Consider the following 22,576-nt stretch of genomic DNA (forward strand, 5'->3'; position numbering starts at 1 on the left):
TCTAATTAGAGAGCTGCGATACGAGCTGCGAGACGTGATTTGTCACGACCTGCTTTGTTTTGGTGGATGAGACCTTTTGCTGCAGCTTTGTCGATTTTCTTCGTAGCGAGGACGAAAGCTTCTTGAGCTGCTTCTTTGTTTCCTTCGACGACGAGAGTATCGACACGTTTTACTGCTGTACGCATTGCTGCTTTCTCTTGCGAGTTAGCGACGCGACGTTTTTCAGAAGTTTTTGCACGTTTGATTGCTGATTTGATATTTGCCATGTTATTTCACCTCCTGAAACAAGAAAGTGTATGTTCTCATTACTTCAAGTAATCATTCAACAGAACAAGCACAATTGTAGCAAACGGTTATTCGAAAAGCAACCACTTGATGATTATTCTGAAAACTATATGTGGTATTGTTGTAGTAGGTCGTACACATTAACTTAGGATTTTGATATAATGACACGGTATGCATGAGAAGGATAGGTGAACCCATATATGAATAAACAAGAATTAGAGAACCGTCAGAAGAAGATTCGCAACTTTTCCATCATCGCCCACATCGATCATGGCAAGTCGACGCTAGCTGACCGGATTCTCGAGAGAACTGGTGCGCTTACGGCGCGTGAAATGAAAGAACAGACGCTTGACGCGATGGATCTCGAACGGGAACGTGGCATCACGATCAAATTGAACGCTGTTAAATTGAACTATACCGCAAAAGATGGAGTTGAGTACATCCTTCATTTGATCGACACGCCTGGACACGTCGACTTCACGTATGAAGTCTCGCGCTCACTCGCAGCGTGTGAAGGTGCGGTCCTCGTCGTTGATGCCGCCCAAGGGATCGAGGCGCAGACGCTCGCAAACGTCTACCTCGCACTCGACAACGACCTCGAGATCATCCCGGTCATCAACAAGATCGACTTACCGTCGGCTGACGTCGAACGCGTCCGTCAAGAGATTGAGGACGTGATCGGACTGGACGCCAGTGATGCGGTGCCGGCTTCTGCCAAGGCAGGAATCGGGATTGAAGAAATTCTTGAACAAATCGTAGAGCTTGTGCCGCCGCCGACGGGAGATCCGTCAGCACCGCTTCAGGCTTTGATCTTCGACTCGTATTACGATGCGTATCGTGGCGTCGTCGCCTCGATCCGAGTCGTCAACGGTTCGGTCAAAGTCGGGGATAAAGTTCAAATGATGTCGACCGGTAAATCGTTCGAAGTGACGGATCTTGGTGTCTCGACACCTAAACCGTTATCTGTGAAAGAGTTGAATGTCGGAGACGTTGGTACGCTCTCGGCATCGATTAAAACGGTTGGCGACGTTCGTGTCGGTGATACGATCACGCTCGCTAAAAACCCATCGACCGAGCAACTTCCTGGTTACCGTAAGATGAACCCGATGGTATACTGCGGTCTTTATCCGATTGATGCGGCCAAGTATAACGATTTGCGTGAAGCGCTTGAGCGGCTCCAGTTATCTGATGCGGCACTCGAGTTCGAGCCCGAGACGTCACAAGCGCTCGGATTTGGTTTCCGTAGCGGATTCCTCGGCATGCTTCATATGGAAATCATTCAAGAGCGGATCGAGCGCGAGTTTGGAATCGACTTGATCACGACGGCACCGTCGGTTATCTATCACGTTACGACGACGTCAGGAGACGTCATCCACGTCGATAACCCGTCGAAGATGCCTGAGCAACAAAAAGTTGAATTGATCGAAGAGCCATACGTTAAAGCGGCGATCATGACACCGAACGATTACGTCGGCTCGATCATGGAACTTTGTCAGAAGAAACGTGGCAGTTTTATCGATATGGAGTACATCGATACGACCCGTGTTAAAATCACGTACGATATTCCGCTCAGTGAAATCGTCTACGACTTCTTTGATCAATTGAAATCAAGTACGAAAGGCTATGCCTCACTGGACTATGATTTGATCGGGTATCGTCCGTCACGCCTCGTCAAGATGGATATTCTCCTCAACAACGAGCTCGTCGATGCGCTCAGCTTTATCGTTCACCGCGACTTCGCCTACGAACGTGGGAAAGTCATCGTTGAAAAGTTAAAGGCGCTCATCCCACGGATGCAGTTCGAAGTGCCGATCCAAGCAGCGGTCAGCACGAAAATTGTCGCCCGGTCGACGATCAAGGCGTTACGTAAAAACGTCCTTGCCAAATGTTACGGCGGCGACATCTCGCGGAAACGTAAACTTCTCGAGAAACAAAAAGAAGGTAAAAAACGCATGAAGATGGTTGGATCCGTCGAAGTGCCGCAAGAAGCGTTCATGTCCGTCTTGTCGATGGACGAAGAATGAGTGGTCGCCCTTATCCATGGATAAGGGCGATTTTTTTCATTTGGCAGGATTCGTGACGTCCGGTACGGAATAGTACCCACTTACAGAAAAATAGAGGAGGAGTAGCGGTGACCGTCTATAATTTTTCAGCAGGGCCGAGCGTTTTGCCAAAATCGGTACTACAAGAAGTGCAAGACGAGTTTCTGTCTTATCAAAAAACGGGTGTCTCGATCGTCGAGATGAGCCACCGTTCGGAGCGCTTCATTGCGATTACCGAGGCGCTCGAAGCGAGGCTGCGGAGATTGATGGACATCTCAGACGATTACGCCGTCCTTTGGCTGCAAGGCGGGGCGACGCTCCAGTTCTCGATGATTCCGATGAACTTGCGTACGACAGGGCGTTTCGCTTATCTCGACAGCGGCACGTGGTCGAAAAAAGCGATCGCTGATGCCCGCCACTATGGGGACGTCGCCGTCGTCGGCAGTTCGGCGAGTTCGAACTATCGGGAACTGCCTGACTATGAAGGGGATGGCGAGACCGCCGATTATCTCCATTTGACGCTGAACAATACAATCGAAGGGACACGTTATACGATGCTTCCGGATACAGGCATCCCGCTCGTCGCGGACGTGTCCTCCAATATTTTGGCAGAATCGATCGACGTGAGCCGCTACGGTCTGCTGTACGCAGGCGCCCAAAAAAATATCGGACCGGCCGGGTTAAGCGTCGTCATCATTCGTCGCGACTTGATTGTCGACCGCGATTTGCCAAGTTATTTGAACTACGCCCGTCACACCGACACCGTTTTGAACACACCGGCGACGTTTAGCATGTATGTCGCCGAACGGGTTCTCGCCTGGGTCGAACGGACGGGTGGCGTCGCCGAGATGGAACGGCGCAACCGTGAGAAGAGCGCGCGATTGTATGCTTATTTAGACGGCTCAACGTTGTTCCGGTCGCTCGTCACAGGAGATATCCGTTCATTGACGAATATTCCGTTCACGACGGGACGGGACGAGACGGATCGAGCGTTTCAACAGTTCGCCGAGGAACGTGGATTGATCGAACTTGGTGGCCACCGCTCGGTCGGAGGGCTGCGGGCCAGTCTTTACAACGCGATGCCGCTCGAAGGAGTCGTTCGTCTAGTCGAAGTGATGCAAGCATTTGAACAGGAGGGATACGATGTTTCACATCAAAACATATAATCAAATCGCATCAGCCGGGCTAGAGCGTTTTGAGCCGAGAGAATACGCCGTCAACGCAGTGGAGCAGGCCGATGCCTGGGTCATTCGGAGCCATGACGTTCACGACGCCGAGATTCCCCCGTACTTGCTCGCGATCGCCCGGGCCGGGGCTGGGGTGAACAACATCCCGCTTGAGCGCTTGGCGCGTCAAGGCGTCGTCGTGTTCCATACACCAGGGGCGAACGCGAACGCGGTCAAAGAACTCGTACTCGCGAGCATGCTTTTATCGGTCCGGCCGATCCTTGAAGGCGCGCGTTGGGTGAACGAGCAAACGTTCCCAAGCCAAGCGTTACTTGAGCGGGCGATGGAAGACGAGAAGCGTCGCTTTGTCGGCTCTGAATTACGAGGCAAGAAGGTCGGCATCGTCGGCCTCGGCGCGATCGGGGCGTCGCTCGCGAACGACCTGCTTCAGCTCGGTGTCGACGTCGTCGGGTACGACCCGCATTTATCGGTCGATGGAGCGTGGAACGTATCAAAGCAAGTAAAACGAGCCAAGCATTTAGACGATTTGCTCAGAGACGTCGATTTGCTCTCGATCCATATGCCGCTCACGGACGACACACGCAACTTGATCGACGCTAGTTGGTTCAAACGGATGAAGCCTGGGGTGACGTTATTGAACTTCGCCCGTGGCGAGCTCGTGAACGATGCTGATTTGATTGAGGCGTTACAAGATAAAGTGGCGACGTACATTACAGACTTCCCGCAACAGGCGTTACTCGGCCATCCTCAAGTCGTCGCTTTTCCGCATCTTGGGGCTTCGACACGAGAATCCGAAGTGAATTGCGCGATTCAAGCCGTCGATACGCTGAAACTGTATTTAGAGACCGGAAACATCCGGAATTCCGCTAACTTTCCGGACACTGAACTTCCTTACGTCGGCAAGCGACGCTTGGCGGTGCTGCACTTGAACGTCCCGAACATGGTCGGTCAAATTGCGAGCCGGCTCGCCGAGAACGGGATCAACATCGATAACATGGTGAATCGCAGCCGGAACGATGTGGCCTACACGATGATCGACATCGATAACCATAAACAAGAAGAACTGTCCGTGCATGCTTTGTACGACATCGAGGGCGTCATGCGCGTCCGTGAATTTTAAGGAGGGATCAACATGGTCATATTTAAACCGTTTAAACCGTATATGCCGGCCCATCCTGAAGCTGTGGCGGCCGACCCGTACGACATCGTGAACGTCGAACAGGCACGAGGAGACGTCGAGCGACGTCCGAACTCATTTCTCTCGGTCGATAAGCCGGAACTGTTTGCCGCTGACCTGTCACTCGAAGCGTGGGGACGACGTGCGAGGACCGAGTTGGAACGGTTGTACGCGACTGAACTGACGGAACAGGCAAACGGCTTTTACGTCTATCGGCTGACGAATCAAGGGCGGCGTCAAACCGGTCTCGTGGCGACGTTTTCGGTCGCGGATTATGAGGCGGGCCGCATCAAGATCCATGAACATACACGAGAAGTGAAAGAGCGGGAACGGGTCGAACATGTGGCGGCGACGAAAGCGCACACCGGACCGATTTTACTGAGCCATGAGCCGGACGAGGCGTTACGGCGTATCCTTGAAGCCGCCACGAACGAACGACCTCTATTTTCCTTCACGGACAGTCAAGGTGTCTTGCACGAAGGCTATGCGGTGCCGCCGAAAGACCAGGCGCGTGTCATTATGATCGGGGCGACGATCCCGTCCATCTATATCGCCGACGGGCATCATCGGGCCAAAGCGGCGGCTGTCGTCGCGGCGCTAGAACTGCCTGAAGGTGAATCGAAACTAGAGCGCGATCACTTTTTAGGTGTGCTCTTCCCGAGCGACGAGTTGACGATCTTGCCGTACCATCGCCTGTTGACCGATGTTACGCCTGAAGAAGTCGCGGCTTTATTGGACGGGATTTCGTTCTCGTACGAAGTGGTGTCGACTGACGGCCTCGTCGTTCCGCAAGCGCGCGGTTCGTTCGGATTGTCTTACCGCGGCAAACAGTATGAGTTGACGAAACGACAGTCGACCGCGGCTCTCGACGTTGCCACGCTACAACGGGATATTCTCGAACCGTACTTCGGAGTGGACGATGTCCGGACCGATAAACGGATTGACTTCGTCGGCGGCTCAGACGCCGTCGAACAACTGGAACGGTTGGCCGAGCGACCGGATGTCGTCGTGTTGACATGTCACGCTACGGCGATGGGAGAGTTGATGCAGGTCGCCGATGAATCCGGACAGATGCCACCGAAATCGACTTGGTTCGATCCGAAACTGAAGAGCGGATTGTTCATCCATCGTTTCGATTGAATGCAGACAGTGGCGTGAAGACGTAAAAAGCGTTATAAATGGAAGGAGAAGAAAGGGGTGGCCGCCATGGCTAAAGCCGTATATCTTCACATTCCATTTTGTGAACATATTTGTTATTACTGCGATTTCAACAAGGTGTTCTTAAAGAACCAACCGGTTGATGACTATTTAGATGCGTTAGAACGAGAGATCGTCCTATCGCTTGAACAATATCCGACAGATGAGATCGAGACGATCTTTATCGGCGGAGGAACGCCGACCGCGCTCGATGAGGTGCAGATGAAACGTCTCATGGACATGGTCGAGCGGCACTTGCTCCCGCTCGCTACAAAGAATATAGAATACTCGGTCGAGGCGAATCCGAACTTTGTGAGCGCCGAAAAGCTCGATACGATGAAACGAGGCGGTGTCAACCGCGTCAGTTTCGGCGTCCAGACGTTCGACGACGGCGGGCTTGAACGGATCGGGCGGACGCATCGGGCGGATGACGTGTTCGCGACGGTGACGGAGGCGGCGAAACGGTTCGACAACATCTCGATCGACCTCATGTTCGGACTACCGGAGCAGACGCTCGAACAGATCGAACGGGACCTCGACTTGGCGTTCAAACTGCCGATCCAACACGTCTCGTCCTATTCCTTGATCCTCGAACCGCACACCGTCTTCGCGATCCAAGACCGCAAAGGCAAGCTTCGTCTGCCGGGTGAGGACATCGAAGTCGCCATGTACTTGAAAGTCATGGAGACGCTCGAACGCCGTGGGCTCAAGCAGTACGAGATCTCGAACTACAGTGTCGAGGGACGGGAGAGCCGTCACAACCAAGTGTATTGGCGGAACGAGGAGTATTACGGCTTCGGAGCCGGGGCTCACAGTTACTTGAACGGCGAGCGCCGGGCGAACGTCGCGCCGATCCCGCACTATATCAAGGCGGAAGGTTTACCGGTTCGAAGTACGACGACACTCGAGACGTTCGAGCGGATGGAAGAAGAGTTGTTTCTCGGACTCCGGATGCGCAGCGGTGTGTCGTTTGAGACGTTCGAAACGAAGTACGGTGTCTCGATGGAGTCGGTGTTCGGGCACGTCTTGTCCGAACTGAAAGCGAAACAGTTGATTGAAACGACGGACACGCACGTCCGGTTGACCGAGTCGGGACTCCCGCTCGCCAACGAGGCGTTCGCGGCATTCATCGGTGAGGCACGATTAAATGATGTGACAACGTAAAAACAGGCGAATCCGATGTCGGATTCGCCTGTTTTAGTTAGAGAACGAGCTCGCGGTAGATCGGCATGAGCCGTCCGAACGTGTCCTCGACAAGGGCGAGGAACGCCGCTTCGTTTTGGAGGATCGAGGCATCGGCCGAAAGTTGACGACCGATCAAGAAGTCGGCTTTTTTGACGGTCGCGAAGCGCTCGACGATGGCATCGATTGACGCAGAGGACGTCTCTTCGATCAAGAACGCCTCTTTTTTCATATGATCGCCGGCAAGATGGAAGTCGGGAAATTCATGTTTAAAGTCGATTGTCATGAGTCGTTTGCCGATTGCTTCTTTGTTCGGCATCTCATAGATGAAGGCAAGCCAGACGAAGACACGGTCGTCGAACAGACCGACTTGGAAATGCGGATGTTTCTTATAGCCACGTTTATCGTGACAGATCGCCATCCACGTATCTTTCGGCGGATTGACCGTCCGGCGGGCGTGCTTGGCGACGTGGAGATAGAGCGGGATGCCGACGTCGGCTTCAAGCTGCGGACCGACCTCGTCATAGATGCGATGGAACAGCGGTTGAATGTCCGCGCGAATACCTGACATGCGGGCGTCGAGCCCGTCTTGCGTAAACACGTTAAATTGTTTAGTTGTAAACATATGATCACCTCAATTCGTATCATACCGAAAGTGCGCGGAAGATGCATTTCGAATGACTTTCAATCGATGGAAAAAATGATGCATTTGAATTGACAAATAAGGAGAACATGATAATATTTGAAGTGTGATTAGCACTCAGTAAATATGAGTGCTAATAAAAATGAGGCCAATCCTTCAGAGAGGAGTGATGTTGTGCTGACAGAGAGACAATTGCTCATTTTACGAGCAATCATTGATGATTACATTCAGACAGCCCAGCCCGTCGGTTCACGGACGCTTTCGAAACGGGATGACTTGTCGTTCAGTTCGGCGACGATCCGAAACGACATGGCGGATTTAGAAGACATGGGCTTGATCGAAAAACCGCACACTTCAGCAGGACGAATCCCGTCTGAAGTCGGGTATCGTTATTACGTCGATCACCTTGTCGAGACGAAACTCATCGACGAGCGGGAAACATATCGGCTCGGGGAACGCTTGCGAGCGTCCGCCCAAGAGTCAGAAGTCCTCATTCGTCAAGCCGCTGACCTACTCTCTGATTTGACCAATTATACGACGGTAGCGCTCGGTCCGAGCAGTCAGATGAACCGGCTGGCACGGATCGATTTGATGCCGCTCGATGAACGGCGCGGTGTCGTCTTGATCGTAACGGATCAAGGGCACGTCGAACATCGAACGGTCGTGTTCGAATCGCCGATGGCGCCGGATATGGTCGAACAAACAATCCGATTTTTAAACGATCGTCTAAAAGGAACTCCGCTCGGTCAACTGAAGTTCCGTATCGGAGAAGAAGTGTCAAACCTTCGCCTCGCTCATCAACAACAATATGAGTCGATGATGCAACTCATTCAAGCGACCGTCGGGGTACATCATCCGACCTCGCTGTATCTTGGTGGGAAGAAAAACATCTTCAACCAACCCGAGTTTCAAACGCTCGATACGTTACGTCCGTTCCTAGAGTGGATCGACGAGCAAGAACGGTTGACCGACTGGCTCGAATCGTTGCCAAATCGCGAGATTTATGTGAGCATTGGGAGCGAGAATGGGATCCTTGCGCTTCAAAATTGTAGCGTCATCACCTCGGACTATACGCTCGACGGCAAGACGTTCGGGACGATTGCGATGATTGGTCCGACCCGGATGGATTATCGGCACGGGGTGCGGATGATGGGACAAATCATTGAAGCGTTAAGGCGAACGAAACTAGAAGAGTGAACGAAAGGAGCCTCAATATGACTACTGAAAATCAAAACGGGCCAGACCAAGAAGAAGAAGTGCTCGAAGAGAAAGATTTCGACGCGTTGCAGTCAGAGACTGCGGACGCTGACGAGGTTTCAAATGCTGAAATAGTGGAAGAAAGTTCTGAGGGACCAGATTTGCAACAAGAAATCGAAGCGCTCAAAGCGAGCGAGCTTCGGATTCGTGCTGATTTTGACAACTTCCGCCGCCGAACGAACGAAGAGAACGCGAAACGCGTCAAGTTCGCTTCGCAAGCCGTCATCGAGAAACTGATTCCGCTCATCGATAACTTTGAGCGTGCGCTTCAAGTCGAAGCGTCATCGGATGACGCTAAACAGATTCAAGCGGGTGTCGACATGATCCACCGTCAATTGCTCGACGTGTTAAACGCCGAGAACGTTGAAGTGATCGAAGCAGTCGGTCAGCCGTTCGACCCGAATTATCATCAAGCGGTCATGCAAGAACCGAGTGATGAGTTCGAGTCTGGGATTGTAACGATGGAGCTTCAAAAAGGGTACACGTTGCACGGACGCGTCATTCGTCCAAGCATGGTAAAAGTTTCGGAATAAAATTACTTAACTAGATGGAGGAATAGACAATGGCTAAAATTATCGGAATTGATTTAGGAACAACGAACTCTTGTGTAGCAGTTATGGAAGGTGGCGAAGCGGTCGTCATCTCAAACGCAGAAGGGAACCGTACGACACCGTCTGTCGTCGCATTCAAAGGGGAAGAGCGTCAAGTCGGTGAAGTCGCGAAGCGTCAAGCGATCACGAACCCGAACACGATCCAATCGATCAAGCGTCATATGGGAACGTCACATACGGTCGAAGTCGACGGTAAGAAATTCACGCCACAAGAAATTTCGGCCATCATTTTGCAAAAACTTAAAAAAGATGCAGAAGACTACCTTGGTGAGTCCGTAACTGAAGCGGTCATCACAGTTCCTGCCTACTTTAACGACGCTGAGCGTCAAGCGACGAAAGACGCCGGGAAAATTGCCGGTCTCGATGTCAAACGGATCATCAACGAGCCGACAGCAGCGGCGCTCGCTTACGGCCTCGACAAAGGTGAAGATCACACGATCTTGATCTATGACCTCGGTGGCGGTACGTTCGACGTCTCGATTCTCGAGCTCGGAGACGGCGTGTTTGAAGTTGTCGCGACAGCAGGGGACAACCGACTCGGTGGAGACGACTTTGACCAAAAAGTCATCGATTACCTCGTGTCTGAATTCAAAAAAGAGAACGGTATCGACCTCGCGCAAGACAAGATGGCGCTCCAACGCTTGAAAGATGCGGCCGAGAAAGCGAAGAAAGACCTTTCAGGCGTGACAAGCGCGCACATCAGCCTCCCGTTCATCACAGCAGGAGCAGCTGGCCCGCTTCACCTTGAAACAACACTCACACGTGCGAAATTCGATGAATTGACAGCAGACCTCGTCGAGCGCACGATGGAACCGACTCGCCGCGCGTTGAAAGACTCAGGCCTCACGCCGTCTGATCTCGACAAGATCATTCTCGTCGGTGGTTCGACACGTATCCCTGCGGTCCAAAAAGCGATTCACGATTTCACGAAGAAAGAGCCGTTCAAAGGCGTTAACCCGGACGAAGTCGTTGCCCTCGGTGCAGCGATCCAAGGCGGTGTCCTTGCCGGTGACGTGAAAGACGTCGTCCTTCTCGACGTGACTCCGCTTTCGCTCGGTATCGAGACGATGGGTGGCGTGATGACGAAGTTGATCGATCGCAACACGACGATTCCGACATCGAAATCACAAGTCTTCTCGACAGCAGCAGACAACCAGCCAGCCGTTGACATCCACGTCTTGCAAGGGGAACGCCCGATGGCGCCTGACAACAAGACGCTCGGTCGTTTCCAATTGACGGACATCCCGCCGGCACCACGCGGTGTCCCACAAGTCGAAGTCAAGTTCGACATCGATGCGAACGGAATCGTTCACGTATCGGCGAAAGACCTCGGTACGAACAAAGAGCAGTCGATCACGATCCAGTCGTCTTCAGGTATCGACGAGGCTGAAATCGAGCGCATGGTGAAAGAAGCGGAAGCGAACGCGGAAGCAGACAAACAGCGTAAAGAAGAAGCAGAGCTCCGTAACGAAACGGACCAACTCGTCTTCGCGACGGACAAGGCGATCAAAGACCTTGGAGATAAAGTCGACGCAACAGATAAAGACAAAGCCGAAGCAGCGAAAGAAAAAGCAAAATCAGCACTTGAAGGTACAGACCTCGAAGCAATCCGTACGGCGAAAGATGAGCTATCTGAAGTCGTACAAGAATTGACGCAAAAAGTATATGCGAACATGGCTGAACAGCAAGGTGCTGAAGGCGCTGAGACACAAACAGAAGCGAAAGACGATAACGTCGTCGACGCGGAGTTTGAAGATCTCGACGATCGTAAATAAGGCAACCGATAGATTGGATGGCGCCAAAGCAGGTTTCTGCTTTGGCTCTTTCCATGTTAAGGTAGAATCGGTAAAATCGAACTTGAAACAGTAAAGAGGAGAGAGTAACGTGGCGAAACGAGATTATTATGAAGTGCTTGGCCTAGACAAATCGGCCTCGGCGCAAGACATCAAACGGGCCTATCGCAAATTGGCACGGGAATATCATCCAGACATCAACCAAGAGCCGGATGCGGCCGATAAATTTAAAGAGCTCGGTGAGGCGTATGAAGTGCTGTCAGACGAGCAGAAACGGGCTCAATATGACCGCTTCGGATTTGAAGGAGCGAGCCAGTTCGGAGGCGGCGGTGACTTCCAAGGCGGATTCGGCGACATCTTCGACATGTTCTTCGGCGGCGGCGGACGTCGTCAAGACCCGAACGCACCGCGACGCGGAGAAGATTATCAATACGTCGTCGACCTCGACTTCATGGAGAGCGTGACCGGTAAGACGGAAACGATCGACCTTGAGATCGAAGTCGAATGTGACACGTGTATGGGTAGCGGTGCCAAGCCGGGGACGAAACCAGAGACGTGCGGCCGTTGTGGCGGTAGCGGTGTCGAAACGGTCGAACAGAACACGGTGCTCGGTCGCATGGTCAATCAGCGGACGTGTAGCCAATGTCATGGAACAGGCAAGACGATCAAAGAGAAATGTACGACGTGCCATGGCTCTGGTCACGTCAAGAAGACACAGCAAGTCGAAGTCAAAATTCCTGCCGGTATCGATAACGGCCAACAGATCCGCATGTCCGGCAAAGGTGGTCCTGGCGCTAACGGTGGCCCGGCCGGCGATCTTTACATCGTCGTCCGCGTTCGGGCGCACGAAATCTTCGAGCGTGTCGACCAGCACATCTCGATGGAGATGCCGGTCACGTTCGCGCAAGCAGCACTCGGCGCCGAACTCGAAGTCCCGACCGTGCACGGCAAGGTCAGCTTGAAAGTGCCAGCCGGAACACAGACCGGATCGAAATTCCGTTTGCGTGGAAAAGGGATGCCGAGCGTTCGCGGCGGCGGCAACGGCGACCAGTACGTCAATATCGTCATCATGACACCGACGAACATGACAGATCGTCAAAAAGAATTGCTCCGCGAGTTTGAAGAGATCAGCGGAGAAGCGGGCGTGGAAGAACAGCACGGCCTCTTCCAAAAGATGAAAAAGTTTTTTAGCCAGTAAAAGGAGCGTGTACAAGCGATGAAATGGTCTGAAATTTGTGTCCACACGACACAGCAGGCAGTCGAAGCCGTATCAAATTTACTACATGAAGTGGGGGCACAAGGTGTCGTCATCGAGGACGTCGAAGACTACGACCGGATGATGGCAGAAGATCATTTCGGAGAGATTTGGGACGAATCCGGCCGCGATACGTATCCAACGTCGGGTGTCCACGTGAAAGCGTACGTTCCTGTCTCAGGCGACCTACCGGACACGCTCTCGACACTGAAAAAAGAAATTGAACGGCTGCGCAATATCTTTGAAGTCGGCGCTGGTACCGTGACGGCGCTCGAGATGGATGAGGAGGACTGGGCCCACTCGTGGAAGCAGTACTATAAACCGGTCAAGATCTCGCAACATCTCACGATCGTGCCGCTGTGGGAAGAATACGTGCCACAACCGGAAGAGAACGTGATCTTGCTCGACCCGGGTATGGCGTTCGGGACCGGGACGCACCCGACGACGATGCTGTGCATTCAAGCGATCGAGAACTATATCCAACCGGGTGACCGCTTGATCGATGTCGGGACGGGCTCAGGCGTACTTGCCATCGCGGCGGCGAAGCTTGGCGCGGAACGAGTCGAGGCGCTCGATTTGGATGCGGTCGCGGTCGAATCGGCCCGCCAAAACGTCGAGACGAACGGCGTTCTAGACGTCGTCGACGTCAAGACGGGTGATTTGTTGAAAGGGATGAGCGGTGAGTATGACTTGATCGTCGCCAACATTTTAGCTGACGTCATCATGCTGTTCGTTGACGATGCTTACGTGCGCGTCAAACCAGGCGGCTATTTCATCACGTCGGGCATCATCGGCCAAAAACGAGATGAAGTGACGGCAGCGCTCAAGGCGGCTGGATTCTCGATCGAAGAGACGCGAGTCATGGAAGACTGGGTCGCCATCATCGCGAAGAAGGGATAAGCCATGCAACGCTATTTCTTACAACGTGATGCGTTTAAAACAGACACGGTCGCATTGCCGCAAGACGTCGTCCATCATATCGGGACGGTGTTGCGGGCGGGACCGGGTTATCAGATGGTGTTGTTAGACGGTACAGGTGTCGAGTACGTCTGTGAGGTGATCGCGCTCGAAAAAAAATCGGGGACGGCAAAAGTACTCGAAGCGCGGCAGGCGACGACTGAACTGCCCGTTGATGTGACGCTCGCCTACGCACTGCCGAAAGGTGATAAAGTCGAGCTTGTCGCTCAAAAAGCGACCGAGCTCGGGTTGCATCACTTGAAGTTGTTCGAGTCGAAACGATCGGTCGCGAAATGGGACGCAAAAAAAGCCCCTAAGAAAGTTGAACGGCTACAGAAAATCATGCAAGAAGCGGCCGAACAGTCGTACCGGGCCGTCGTCCCGACGTGCGCGTACGTCTCGTCGCGTGACCTGCTAGACGACTTTTCTAATTACGATGCGGTCGTCATCGCTTATGAAGAGTCGGCGAAGCAAGGGGAACAAGCGGCACTCGCGGCTGTCTTCAAAGCGCTTGAACGCGGACAGCGTCTCCTGCTGATCGTCGGTCCTGAAGGCGGATTTGACGATCAGGAGATTGACGCCTGGACGAATCAAGGCGCGCGCCCGTGTGCGTTCGGCCCCCGGATTTTGCGCACCGAGACGGCGCCGCTCTACGCGTTAGCGGCGTTATCGTATGCGCTTGAATTGAATTGAACACGAAATCAGCTCCCGCAGTTTGCGGGAGCTGATTTTATGTTTAATGACCACATGACAAGAGCCCTCGCCTAGGCGAGGGCTCTTCTTCATGACAGATTATTTTTTGAACAACGTGATCGTCTTCGTCGTCACGTTGCCGGCGAGGTCGACCGCTTCGAACGTGAACGTATTCTCTCCTGACGTCACAGGAAGCGTGACTTTTTCAGTTCTTGAGAAAGCGCGCATCTCATAAGGTGCTTTTAGTGCCTGGCTGAATTTCAAATCACCGTTCACGAGGAGCTTCACTTCATCAAAATTATCTTTGACAGTCACGTTGACGTTGACCGTAGTTTGTTTTTTCCCGATTTGTTTCGGTAGTTTCCCGATCTCGATGACGGCTGGTGTCGCATCGACGAAAATTGTCCGTTGGAAGTTGGCGACGTTTCCAGCCGCATCCTCAGCGACGAAGCGGAGTTTGTGCACGCCGTCTGTAAATGTCCGATTCGTACTGAAGTCATATCGTTTCGTTGTTTCATTCCATGTGAGCGGGACATCAATCCCATCGACTTGGAATGAGTTGATGTTTGATGCGTCTTGAATCGATCCTTTGATGGGGACGATTGACGTCGCGTAAGGTGACAAAGCGAGCGGCGCGTCCAAGAAGACGCCAGGTTTTTCTGAATCCGTCGAATAGGCGACTGTTTTGGTCGTGCTATTTCCGGCATGGTCTGTGACGCGGACGCTGACTTCATCGGTCTCATTAAGTGGCGACGTGAAGGCATGACTGGCCGACCCGTTTGCAAGTTTGGCGACAGACTTACCGTTCAAGAAGTATTCGACAGAATGGATACCAGAGAAGTCGTCGTTCGCTTTTACGGACAAACTGTCATCTTGCCACTTCGCCGAGAACGTCGGATCTGTATAGTCGACTTTAACCGGGAAGCGGAGCGTCTGTGCCTCTTTTTTCATGTAATCGATGCTCGCTTCGATCTCATAGAAGTACTTGCCGGCCGGGGCCGGGTTACCGTTCAATTGTCCGTCCCATTTGTAGTCGGCTGAGTAGTAGTAAGGTGTATTGCGTCCGCCATCGAAGTAGTTTTTACGCAACTCGTCATCTTGCCGGAGCGTGCGGACGACATCGCCTGACTCGTCGACGATGCGATATTTGACGTCTTTGGCGTTACGAAGGAGCGAGAAGACCGGTGTCGCCACATCTTTTACGTTGTCCCCGTCAGGAGAGAACGCGATTGTGTCGGACGTGAACGACTCATCTAGGTTCATGCCCAAATAATTCCCTGTCTGATCGACCATTCCAGCCGTCTGATAGAACGATCCTGATTCATAGATGGAAGCGTCAAAGATCGGTGCTTTGCCCCAGTCGCCTTCGAAACCGACGAACGGTACGACGAGTCCTGGATTGCCTTCTGCCCCGTTCACATCGGTCAAGCGCACGAAACCGTCGACGAAATAGCCGTTTTCAAATACGTCTTTGGCCGAGACGAGACCGTTCAGCGTCTTTGGATTGAGAACCTGCGCTTTCGAGACGTCGAGCGCGATTTTGAGTTCGACTGTTTGCTTCGCTTTCAGTTTGACCGTATTTGCTTTCTTCCCGTTGATCGTCACGCTGGCGTTTTGGAGTGGTTGGGCCTCCATCGCATTTTGAATCGTCCCGGCCGTCCGTTCGATGGCGAGGTCGGTCTGAAGTGAAGACGAAACATCGTATGACACGGCTTTGTCGGATAAGTTCTCGACAACAAGCGTGAACGTCGCCTTGCTTCGGTTGAGTTCTTTTAAGGCAACTTTTGCTTCTTTTGTTGTCTTTTCATAGGCGACGGCTGGCGTTGAGACGGCCGCGTGCAATTGCATCAAACCGGCTCCTCCCCGACGCGGCGTGTATGGGAGGTTCTGATTCAACTGTTGGTTGTATGGACCGATATCAGTCACGGCTTTCGATGTGTTGATCAACAAATTCTTCGCCATCGTTACCCGAGCCGTACCGCTTAAAGCGAACTCGCGATCGACACGTTCGAGCACGAGGGCGGCGCCTCCTGCGACGTGTGGTGCAGCCATCGACGTTCCGCTCATCAATCCGTATTGATCGTCATTCAACGTCGAGAAGATTTGTCCGCCTGGCGCCGAGATTTCAGGTTTGAAATCGAGGTTTGGTGTCACGCCCCACGAAGTGAAGTTAGACAGTGAACCGGCTGCACGGTTAGCGACGCTAATGCGGTCACCTGCGAATTTAATGTTCATTTGTTCACCGGCAACGAGTCGCTGTTGAAGCTCATTTCCGTCTTTAATGCTGAGTGACGCCATCGGGATTTGTGGGTTCGCTAGCGCCATACTGACGTAATCACCATGACCGACGGCACCGCGGACGATGACACCGGCAGCCCCGTTCGCTTCGGCTGTCTTTTGAATGTTCGAGTAGAAATAGGCGCCGTCACGCACCGCGAAGACAATCTTCCCTTTCACGTCTTTCCCGACGTATTGACCAGGCTGTCCGTCACCGACATGGACGAGTTCATAGTCCCCATTCGTGAAAGCTGGGCCATCTTGTTTCTTCCATCCGATTTTATCGGTCTTGTCACCGGATTGAATCGAGAAAGCGTCCAATTGAATTTGGTCGTTCTCGAGTGAGGCGACTGAAGTCGAGGCCGAGCTCACGCTCGGAGCGCCGACGACGCCGGTATCCGGATTGTTCGCATAAGGGAGATCGTATCCGTTTCCGAAGTACGCCGAGTTACCAGCTGAGATCGACATGAAGACACCGTTATCGACAGCACGCTGTACCGCTTGTTGCTCGGGTGAGTCGGCATCGACGAAACCGGCCGTCGATCCGAGACTCATATTGATGACGTCGGCGCCGAGTTTGATGGCATCGTCGATCGCTTTAATATAGATATCGCCGTACGTCGAGGCGTAGTTCGGGTCGTTGCTGAATACTTTGAGACCGAGTACTTGCGATTCTGGAGCGACACCTTTCAAACCGCCAGTCGCCTCATCCCCGTTGGCCGCGACCGTACCCGATACGTGCATCCCGTGCATCGAGGCGCCAGGGGAATCATCGCGAATATCATCGTTCTCGTCGTAATAGTTATAAGCATAAGGAACTTTCTCGTTTATGTAGGCTCCCGGCAAACCGAACTCACTGACTGCCGACTCGACCTCACCTTGCGTGAGCTCTGCTTTTGTATCGTCGGTTAAGCGGAAGTCGCGATGGTCTGCATCGACACCCGTATCGATGACGGCGACGATCGTTCCTTCGCCGGTATACCCATAGTCGCCCCATGTCTGTTGCGATTGGACCATGCCGTTACTCGTTACCATATCCGGTTTGACCTCGGGGCGCTCGTATTCATTGACGACATGGACGTGAGCGACTTCAGGCAACGCTTCAACTTTCTGGACGTCTGTAGCCGAGAGCAACGTACTGAATCCGTTGAAGACGGTCGTGAACTCTTCAATCGTTTCTGCTTTCACACCTTTTTTTGAGATGGCGGCTTTCGCTTTTTTCTGTTCGGCTTTGACGAGTCCGTGAGCATTGTCTTTCTCGACCTTCGTCAATTCATTGAATTTTTTCCCTTTCTTTTTTGCTTGTTCGATGGCAGGTGCACCGACGAGTTCGACGACGACACGCAATTTTTCTTGCTTGTCGGCGATCTCAGCATTCGGCGTAACGGATCGTTTGGCAAGTACCGGATCTGTTCCGAGTCCGAGCAGCCCAGGTGTCAACGCCAGGCATGTAGCGAGGGAGACGTTTACATAAAATTTAAAGTTTGGCAATTTGAAAATCCTCCAATCGTTTAATTGAGAAGTATATGTATTTGTGGAAAATGATAGCTGAATGCAGGGCGATAATCGCTCGTTTTTTTCGAAAACAAGGTAATGAATTTGAACAAATTTAAAAATTCTGACAATTACTTTCGGCCTATCTTTTACTAAAATAGCTAGGTCTAAATTCACGCGTTCAACTCAAGTTTCAAAATTTGGGCGTGATATGCCCTCGAATAAAATGATTCGAACAATTCGCTTGAGATTTTTTTTGAAAATTGGTATGGTCTGAATAGATAAAACATATAAAACTTATCGACATAGTCGGAATAAAGCGATGGGGTGGAGCAATGGGATTACAGTTCATGGACATTTTTAAGGAATGGGCAACGCAATACGACACGACCGTGGCCGGACATGACGAGCAATATAAAGAAGTGTTCGCAGGTTATGAGGAGATGTTGAGCGAGGTCGTGGATCATCTCGAAGGGAAGGTCATGGAGTTCGGAGTCGGGACCGGGAACTTAAGTATGAAGATTTTAGAACGTCACGAGCTGGTTGCGGTCGAACCGTCCCCGGAGATGCGGGCTGTCGCCGCCGAAAAACTTGAGATTGATATTATCGACGGTGACTTTTTAAACTATCCGACGACAGAGCAGATCGATACGATCGTGTCGTCATACGCGTTTCACCATCTGACGGATGAAGAGAAACGGACAGCGATTCAAGGTTACGTCGAGCAGCTCGATTCACCGCGATTCGTCTTACTCGACACGATGTTCGCCTCGCAAAAGGCGAAGCGAGACATTCTCGACTGGGCGAGCGGTAACGGGTACGACGACTTGGTAGAAGATTTGAACCGCGAATTTTATCCGTATACGCAAACGATTCAAGCGATGCTCGAAGCGAACGGTTATACGGTCTCGATGACACAAAAAAATAAATTCGTCTGGCTCGTCGTGGCCACGAAACAATCAGGAGGAACTCAATCATGAAAAGTTATAAAGTCGAAAGTTTTAATTTGGACCATACAAAAGTACAAGCGCCTTACGTCCGTTTAGCAGGAGTGAAAAAAGGGACGGCCGATACGATCTATAAATACGACATTCGCTTCATCCAACCGAACGAGGGTCTCATGCCGATGCGGGCCGTCCATTCGCTCGAGCACTTGATCGCTGAGAACAGCCGCAGTCACTCGGACCAAATCATCGACGTCTCGCCGATGGGTTGCCAGACTGGTTTTTATTGGACGATGTTGAACGACGGCGATTACGAATCGATGCTCGACCTCGTCGAGGCGACACTCCGTGATGCAGCAAATGCGACGGAGTTGCCGGCGCAAAACCCAATCCAATGCGGAAGTGCCAACCACCACGACTTTGAGGGCGCAAAAAAATTAGCGGCCGACATGCTCGCGAAACGTGACGAGTGGCACATCATCTTTAAGGACGAGGCGTAATATGCTCGTCAATAACGTCTATGAACTGATCGGGGACACGCCGCTGCTCGAGTTACGGACGTTGCCTGTTCCGAAAGGCGTTAAAATATACGGCAAGCTCGAGATGATGAATCCAGGCGGGAGTGTGAAAGACCGGCTCGGGCTTCATTTAATCGAACAAGCGCTTGAACGCGGCCAACTCGAACGGGGTGGTACGGTCGTCGAGCCGACGGCAGGGAATACCGGCATCGGGCTCGCCCTCGCCTGTCAGCGGTACGGGGTGAACTTGATCACGGTCACGCCTGAAAAGTTTAGTCAAGAGAAGCAAGCGCTCATGTCATTGCTTGGCGCGACTGTCATTAACACGGAAACCGAGCTCGGGATGAAGGGTGCGATCGAGCGGGCCAAAGCGCTGGCGGTTGAACATAACGCCTATTTACCGGAACAGTTCTCGAATCCGGATAACCCGGATACGTATGTCGATTCACTCGCCCGAGAGTTATTGCAAGATATACCGAATATCGACGTCTTCATCGCCGGCGCGGGCTCGGGTGGCACGTTCACTGGGGTCGCCGCGGTTTTGAAAAACCACGGCACCCGCAACGTTGTCGTTGAGCCCGAAGGATCAATCCTAAACGGTGGGCAACCAGGGCCCCATAAAACAGAAGGAATCGGTGTCGAGAAGTGGCCTGTGTTTTTAGATCGCGAACTCGTCGATGGGATTTATACGATTTCTGATGATGACGCGTTTTATTACGTCGCCCATTTGGCGAAGCAAGAAGGACTGCTCGTCGGAAGTTCTTCCGGTGCGGCCATCGCCGCCTGTGTGCAAGAAGCAAACCGGATGACCGAAGGTGTGATCGTCACGATTTTACCAGACAGTGTCGAACGATATTTAAGTCAAGGAATAGTCAAGGAGGCAGAACATGCGTACAAAAACAGCGCTTATTCACGGCGGTAAGACGACGGACCCGTTGACGGGTGCCGTGACACCAGCCATCTATCAAACGAGTACTTATAAACAAGACGGAATCGGCAATTTGCGGGACGGGTATGAATATTCGCGGACGGCTAACCCGACGCGGACGGCGCTTGAGACGCTGATCGCCGACATCGAAGGCGGGGCGCGTGGTTTTGCGTTCGCTTCAGGGATGGCCGCCATCTCAACGATTCTCATGTTAATGAAATCAGGGGACCACGTCATCGTCGGTTCTGACGTATATGGGGGAACGTACCGTGTATTCAATCGAGTATTTCAATCACTTGGCTTGGAAGCATCTTTTGTCGATACGTCTGACGCGGCGGCAGTCCGCGAAGCCGTCCAACCGAACACGAAAATGATTTATGTCGAGACGCCGACGAATCCGCTCTTGAACGTCACGGACATGCGCAGTGTGCGTGACATTGCGACCGAGGCCGACGTCTTGTTCGTCGTCGACAATACGTTCATGACACCGTATTTCCAAAATCCGATTGAGTTCGGTGCGGACTACGTCTTGCACAGTGCCACGAAATATTTAGGTGGACATAGTGACGTCGTCGCCGGACTCGTCGTCGCCCGGACAGAAGAACTTGGGGAACGTTTGGCGTTCCTACAAAACTCGGTCGGAGCCGTGCTCGGACCGCAAGACAGCTTCCTCGTCGTGCGCGGCATCAAGACGCTCGCGGTCCGGATGGAAGAGATCGAGACGAACGCGCTCGCACTCGTCGAGTTCTTGACGTCTCACGAGGCGATCAGCCGGGTGTTGCACCCGAGCATTGCCAGCGAGACAGCGAAACAAATCCATCTGTCACAAGCCCGAGGCTTTGGCGGCATGATCGCTTTTGACGTCGGATCGGCCGAAGCGGCAGAGACGGTCGTTGCGAAAACGAACTACTTCACGCTCGCTGAAAGTCTCGGTGCGGTCGAGAGCTTGATTAGCGTGCCGGCACGGATGACACATGCCTCGATTCCGGCCGAACGTCGGGCAGAACTCGGCATCACGGACGGGCTCGTCCGTATCTCTGTCGGACTTGAAGATGTGAACGATTTGATTGAAGACTTGGAGCAAGCACTTGCGGCCTTGACGACAATCACGAGCTGAATGAACGTGTGACACGAGGTGCGCTCTCAGAGCGCTCCTCTTTTGTCGTGGGAAGGTTGGAAGAAATCGCTTGAATGTCCGAAACGCATCGACTAAACTGACGATAATTGATTAGGAGAGCGGGTGAACAGATTGAATAAAGGAGTCATGCCCACAATCGGTGCGTACGTCATGTGGGGCATCCTGCCGATCTATTGGAAGTTTCTACAGGAAATACCGAGCAGTCAAATCCTCGCCCACCGTATCGTCTGGTCGTTTCTATTCATTTTACTCGTCTTGAAATGGACGAAACAGTGGACTGAATTCAATTATGCGCTCAGACATCGGGCGACGCGGAACGCCTTTATGTTGAACGGCTTTATCGTCAGTGCGAACTGGTTTGTCTACATATGGGCGGTCAATCACGGCTATATCATCGAGGCATCGCTCGGATATTATATCAATCCGCTCGTCAGCATGGTGTTAGGTGTCCTCGTTTTTCGGGAATCATTAAATCGAGTCCAATGGCTCGCGGTCGGTGTCGCGACGGTCGGGGTGCTCGTCTTGACGTTCGGTTATGGGTCGTTCCCGTGGATCGCTTTCATATTGGCGAGTACGTTCGGGTTTTACGGGATGGTCAAAAAACGGCGGCCGCTTGCGTCGACGGTCAGTCTAGGCATCGAGACTCTCGCGGTCGTTCCGGTCGCGGTCATCTTCCTCGCTTTCGAAACGTCGCGCGGCGGGCTCACGATGACGGGCGAACCGATTGTTTGGGCCGCGCTCTTAGGCACGGGCGTCATGACGGCGTTGCCGCTCCTGTTGTTCGGTTACGGGGCGCAACATATCCCGTTCACGCTCGTCGGTTTTTTACAGTTCATCGCCCCGACGCTCAGTCTGGCGATCGGTGTCATCTTGTACGATGAACCGTTCACGACGTATCATGTTTTCGCGTTCACGTGCATCTGGATCGCCATCTTTTTCTTCAGTTGGAACAGCTGGGTCCAAACGCGAAAACGCCGTCAACTTGCATGAAGTGAAAG

The 22,576-nt window shown here is 52.6% G+C and carries 19 protein-coding genes; 16 read left to right on the top strand and 3 right to left on the bottom strand.

Annotated elements, in window-relative coordinates; genetic code table 11:
- Nucleotides 1-5: 5 nt before the first annotated feature.
- Entirely contained in the window at nt 6-266 is a 261-nt protein-coding gene (gene rpsT / locus EVJ29_RS02560) for a 30S ribosomal protein S20 (protein ID WP_034778152.1), read from the bottom strand.
- A 219-nt stretch (nt 267-485) separates the two neighbouring features.
- Here rpsT and lepA point away from each other — a divergent pair, with 219 nt between their 5' ends.
- The 5 genes from lepA to hemW all read left to right on the top strand — a co-directional run bounded on the left by lepA (nt 486) and on the right by hemW (nt 7,052).
- Nucleotides 486-2,309, top strand: coding sequence for a translation elongation factor 4 (gene lepA / locus EVJ29_RS02565; protein WP_070326972.1), 1,824 nt, complete (start codon nt 486-488; stop codon nt 2,307-2,309).
- Between the two features lie 107 nt (nt 2,310-2,416).
- Nucleotides 2,417-3,493, top strand: coding sequence for a 3-phosphoserine/phosphohydroxythreonine transaminase (gene serC, locus EVJ29_RS02570; protein ID WP_131463815.1), 1,077 nt, complete (start codon nt 2,417-2,419; stop codon nt 3,491-3,493).
- Nucleotides 3,471-4,634, top strand: a complete 1,164-nt coding sequence (locus EVJ29_RS02575) for a phosphoglycerate dehydrogenase (RefSeq protein ID WP_070326974.1) — start codon at nt 3,471-3,473, stop codon at nt 4,632-4,634. The genes serC and EVJ29_RS02575 overlap by 23 nt, the downstream gene beginning before the upstream one ends.
- A 12-nt stretch (nt 4,635-4,646) precedes the next feature.
- Nucleotides 4,647-5,831 carry a DUF1015 domain-containing protein gene (locus EVJ29_RS02580; RefSeq protein WP_131490393.1) on the top strand — a complete coding sequence of 395 codons (1,185 nt, stop codon included), beginning with the start codon at nt 4,647-4,649 and terminating at the stop codon, nt 5,829-5,831.
- Between the two features lie 66 nt (nt 5,832-5,897).
- The gene (gene hemW / locus EVJ29_RS02585; protein ID WP_070326976.1) at nt 5,898-7,052 is read left to right on the top strand and encodes a radical SAM family heme chaperone HemW; all 1,155 of its coding nucleotides are present in this window, start codon (nt 5,898-5,900) and stop codon (nt 7,050-7,052) included.
- A gap of 37 nt (nt 7,053-7,089) precedes the next feature.
- On the opposite strand, the gene EVJ29_RS02590 is transcribed toward hemW, so the two are convergent.
- Nucleotides 7,090-7,695: a DUF1054 domain-containing protein gene (locus tag EVJ29_RS02590; RefSeq protein WP_070326977.1), complete on the bottom strand. Its 606-nt coding sequence runs from the start codon at nt 7,693-7,695 to the stop codon at nt 7,090-7,092.
- Nucleotides 7,696-7,887: 192 nt separating this feature from the next.
- Here EVJ29_RS02590 and hrcA point away from each other — a divergent pair, with 192 nt between their 5' ends.
- From hrcA to EVJ29_RS02620, 6 genes are all read left to right on the top strand, one after another.
- Nucleotides 7,888-8,910, top strand: coding sequence for a heat-inducible transcriptional repressor HrcA (gene hrcA, locus EVJ29_RS02595; protein WP_070326978.1), 1,023 nt, complete (start codon nt 7,888-7,890; stop codon nt 8,908-8,910).
- Nucleotides 8,911-8,927: 17 nt separating this feature from the next.
- Nucleotides 8,928-9,503 (top strand): nucleotide exchange factor GrpE, encoded by a 576-nt coding sequence (grpE, locus tag EVJ29_RS02600; protein ID WP_131463808.1) that lies wholly within the window; start codon nt 8,928-8,930, stop codon nt 9,501-9,503.
- A gap of 29 nt (nt 9,504-9,532) precedes the next feature.
- The gene (gene dnaK, locus EVJ29_RS02605; protein WP_071397788.1) at nt 9,533-11,356 is read left to right on the top strand and encodes a molecular chaperone DnaK; all 1,824 of its coding nucleotides are present in this window, start codon (nt 9,533-9,535) and stop codon (nt 11,354-11,356) included.
- Nucleotides 11,357-11,465: 109 nt separating this feature from the next.
- Nucleotides 11,466-12,572, top strand: coding sequence for a molecular chaperone DnaJ (dnaJ, locus tag EVJ29_RS02610; RefSeq protein ID WP_131439963.1), 1,107 nt, complete (start codon nt 11,466-11,468; stop codon nt 12,570-12,572).
- Nucleotides 12,573-12,590: 18 nt separating this feature from the next.
- The gene (gene prmA, locus EVJ29_RS02615) at nt 12,591-13,529 is read left to right on the top strand and encodes a 50S ribosomal protein L11 methyltransferase (RefSeq protein WP_070326982.1); all 939 of its coding nucleotides are present in this window, start codon (nt 12,591-12,593) and stop codon (nt 13,527-13,529) included.
- 3 nt (nt 13,530-13,532) lie between these two features.
- On the top strand, nt 13,533-14,279 hold the full coding sequence (locus tag EVJ29_RS02620; RefSeq protein WP_131463806.1) for a 16S rRNA (uracil(1498)-N(3))-methyltransferase: 747 nt from the start codon (nt 13,533-13,535) through the stop codon (nt 14,277-14,279).
- A gap of 99 nt (nt 14,280-14,378) precedes the next feature.
- Here the strand turns inward: EVJ29_RS02620 and EVJ29_RS02625 are convergent, their stop codons facing one another.
- Nucleotides 14,379-18,047: a S8 family serine peptidase gene (locus tag EVJ29_RS02625; protein ID WP_131463804.1), complete on the bottom strand. Its 3,669-nt coding sequence runs from the start codon at nt 18,045-18,047 to the stop codon at nt 14,379-14,381.
- Nucleotides 18,048-18,385: 338 nt separating this feature from the next.
- On the opposite strand from EVJ29_RS02625, the gene EVJ29_RS02630 reads away from it, so the two are divergent.
- The 5 genes from EVJ29_RS02630 (at nt 18,386) to rarD (ending at nt 22,568) form a co-directional block, all read left to right on the top strand.
- On the top strand, nt 18,386-19,030 hold the full coding sequence (locus EVJ29_RS02630) for a class I SAM-dependent methyltransferase (RefSeq protein WP_131463802.1): 645 nt from the start codon (nt 18,386-18,388) through the stop codon (nt 19,028-19,030).
- The gene (locus EVJ29_RS02635) at nt 19,027-19,494 is read left to right on the top strand and encodes an S-ribosylhomocysteine lyase (RefSeq protein ID WP_131439956.1); all 468 of its coding nucleotides are present in this window, start codon (nt 19,027-19,029) and stop codon (nt 19,492-19,494) included. Before EVJ29_RS02630 ends, EVJ29_RS02635 begins: the two co-directional genes overlap by 4 nt.
- Before the next feature lies 1 nt (nt 19,495).
- Nucleotides 19,496-20,434, top strand: coding sequence for a PLP-dependent cysteine synthase family protein (locus tag EVJ29_RS02640; RefSeq protein WP_131490392.1), 939 nt, complete (start codon nt 19,496-19,498; stop codon nt 20,432-20,434).
- Nucleotides 20,400-21,557 carry a bifunctional cystathionine gamma-lyase/homocysteine desulfhydrase gene (locus EVJ29_RS02645; protein WP_131463798.1) on the top strand — a complete coding sequence of 386 codons (1,158 nt, stop codon included), beginning with the start codon at nt 20,400-20,402 and terminating at the stop codon, nt 21,555-21,557. Before EVJ29_RS02640 ends, EVJ29_RS02645 begins: the two co-directional genes overlap by 35 nt.
- Nucleotides 21,558-21,704: 147 nt before the next feature.
- Nucleotides 21,705-22,568 (top strand): EamA family transporter RarD, encoded by an 864-nt coding sequence (gene rarD, locus EVJ29_RS02650; protein ID WP_236633361.1) that lies wholly within the window; start codon nt 21,705-21,707, stop codon nt 22,566-22,568.
- Nucleotides 22,569-22,576 lie beyond the last annotated feature (8 nt).

This window comes from Exiguobacterium sp. SH4S7, assembly GCF_004336795.1.
Classification (GTDB): Bacteria; Bacillota; Bacilli; order Exiguobacteriales; family Exiguobacteriaceae; genus Exiguobacterium; species Exiguobacterium aurantiacum_A.

What these genes read in the sequence shown, in the direction of transcription:
- EVJ29_RS02640 (WP_131490392.1), top strand. Translation starts at nt 19,496, where the DNA reads ATGCTCGTCAATAACGTCTATGAACTGATCGGGGACACGCCGCTGCTC.
- EVJ29_RS02575 (WP_070326974.1), top strand. Translation starts at nt 3,471, where the DNA reads ATGTTTCACATCAAAACATATAATCAAATCGCATCAGCCGGGCTAGAG.
- hemW (WP_070326976.1), top strand. Translation starts at nt 5,898, where the DNA reads ATGGCTAAAGCCGTATATCTTCACATTCCATTTTGTGAACATATTTGT.
- rpsT (WP_034778152.1), bottom strand. Translation starts at nt 266, where the DNA reads ATGGCAAATATCAAATCAGCAATCAAACGTGCAAAAACTTCTGAAAAA.
- EVJ29_RS02620 (WP_131463806.1), top strand. Translation starts at nt 13,533, where the DNA reads ATGCAACGCTATTTCTTACAACGTGATGCGTTTAAAACAGACACGGTC.
- prmA (WP_070326982.1), top strand. Translation starts at nt 12,591, where the DNA reads ATGAAATGGTCTGAAATTTGTGTCCACACGACACAGCAGGCAGTCGAA.
- lepA (WP_070326972.1), top strand. Translation starts at nt 486, where the DNA reads ATGAATAAACAAGAATTAGAGAACCGTCAGAAGAAGATTCGCAACTTT.
- EVJ29_RS02580 (WP_131490393.1), top strand. Translation starts at nt 4,647, where the DNA reads ATGGTCATATTTAAACCGTTTAAACCGTATATGCCGGCCCATCCTGAA.
- EVJ29_RS02635 (WP_131439956.1), top strand. Translation starts at nt 19,027, where the DNA reads ATGAAAAGTTATAAAGTCGAAAGTTTTAATTTGGACCATACAAAAGTA.
- rarD (WP_236633361.1), top strand. Translation starts at nt 21,705, where the DNA reads ATGCCCACAATCGGTGCGTACGTCATGTGGGGCATCCTGCCGATCTAT.
- EVJ29_RS02590 (WP_070326977.1), bottom strand. Translation starts at nt 7,695, where the DNA reads ATGTTTACAACTAAACAATTTAACGTGTTTACGCAAGACGGGCTCGAC.
- dnaK (WP_071397788.1), top strand. Translation starts at nt 9,533, where the DNA reads ATGGCTAAAATTATCGGAATTGATTTAGGAACAACGAACTCTTGTGTA.
- grpE (WP_131463808.1), top strand. Translation starts at nt 8,928, where the DNA reads ATGACTACTGAAAATCAAAACGGGCCAGACCAAGAAGAAGAAGTGCTC.
- EVJ29_RS02630 (WP_131463802.1), top strand. Translation starts at nt 18,386, where the DNA reads ATGGGATTACAGTTCATGGACATTTTTAAGGAATGGGCAACGCAATAC.
- EVJ29_RS02645 (WP_131463798.1), top strand. Translation starts at nt 20,400, where the DNA reads ATGCGTACAAAAACAGCGCTTATTCACGGCGGTAAGACGACGGACCCG.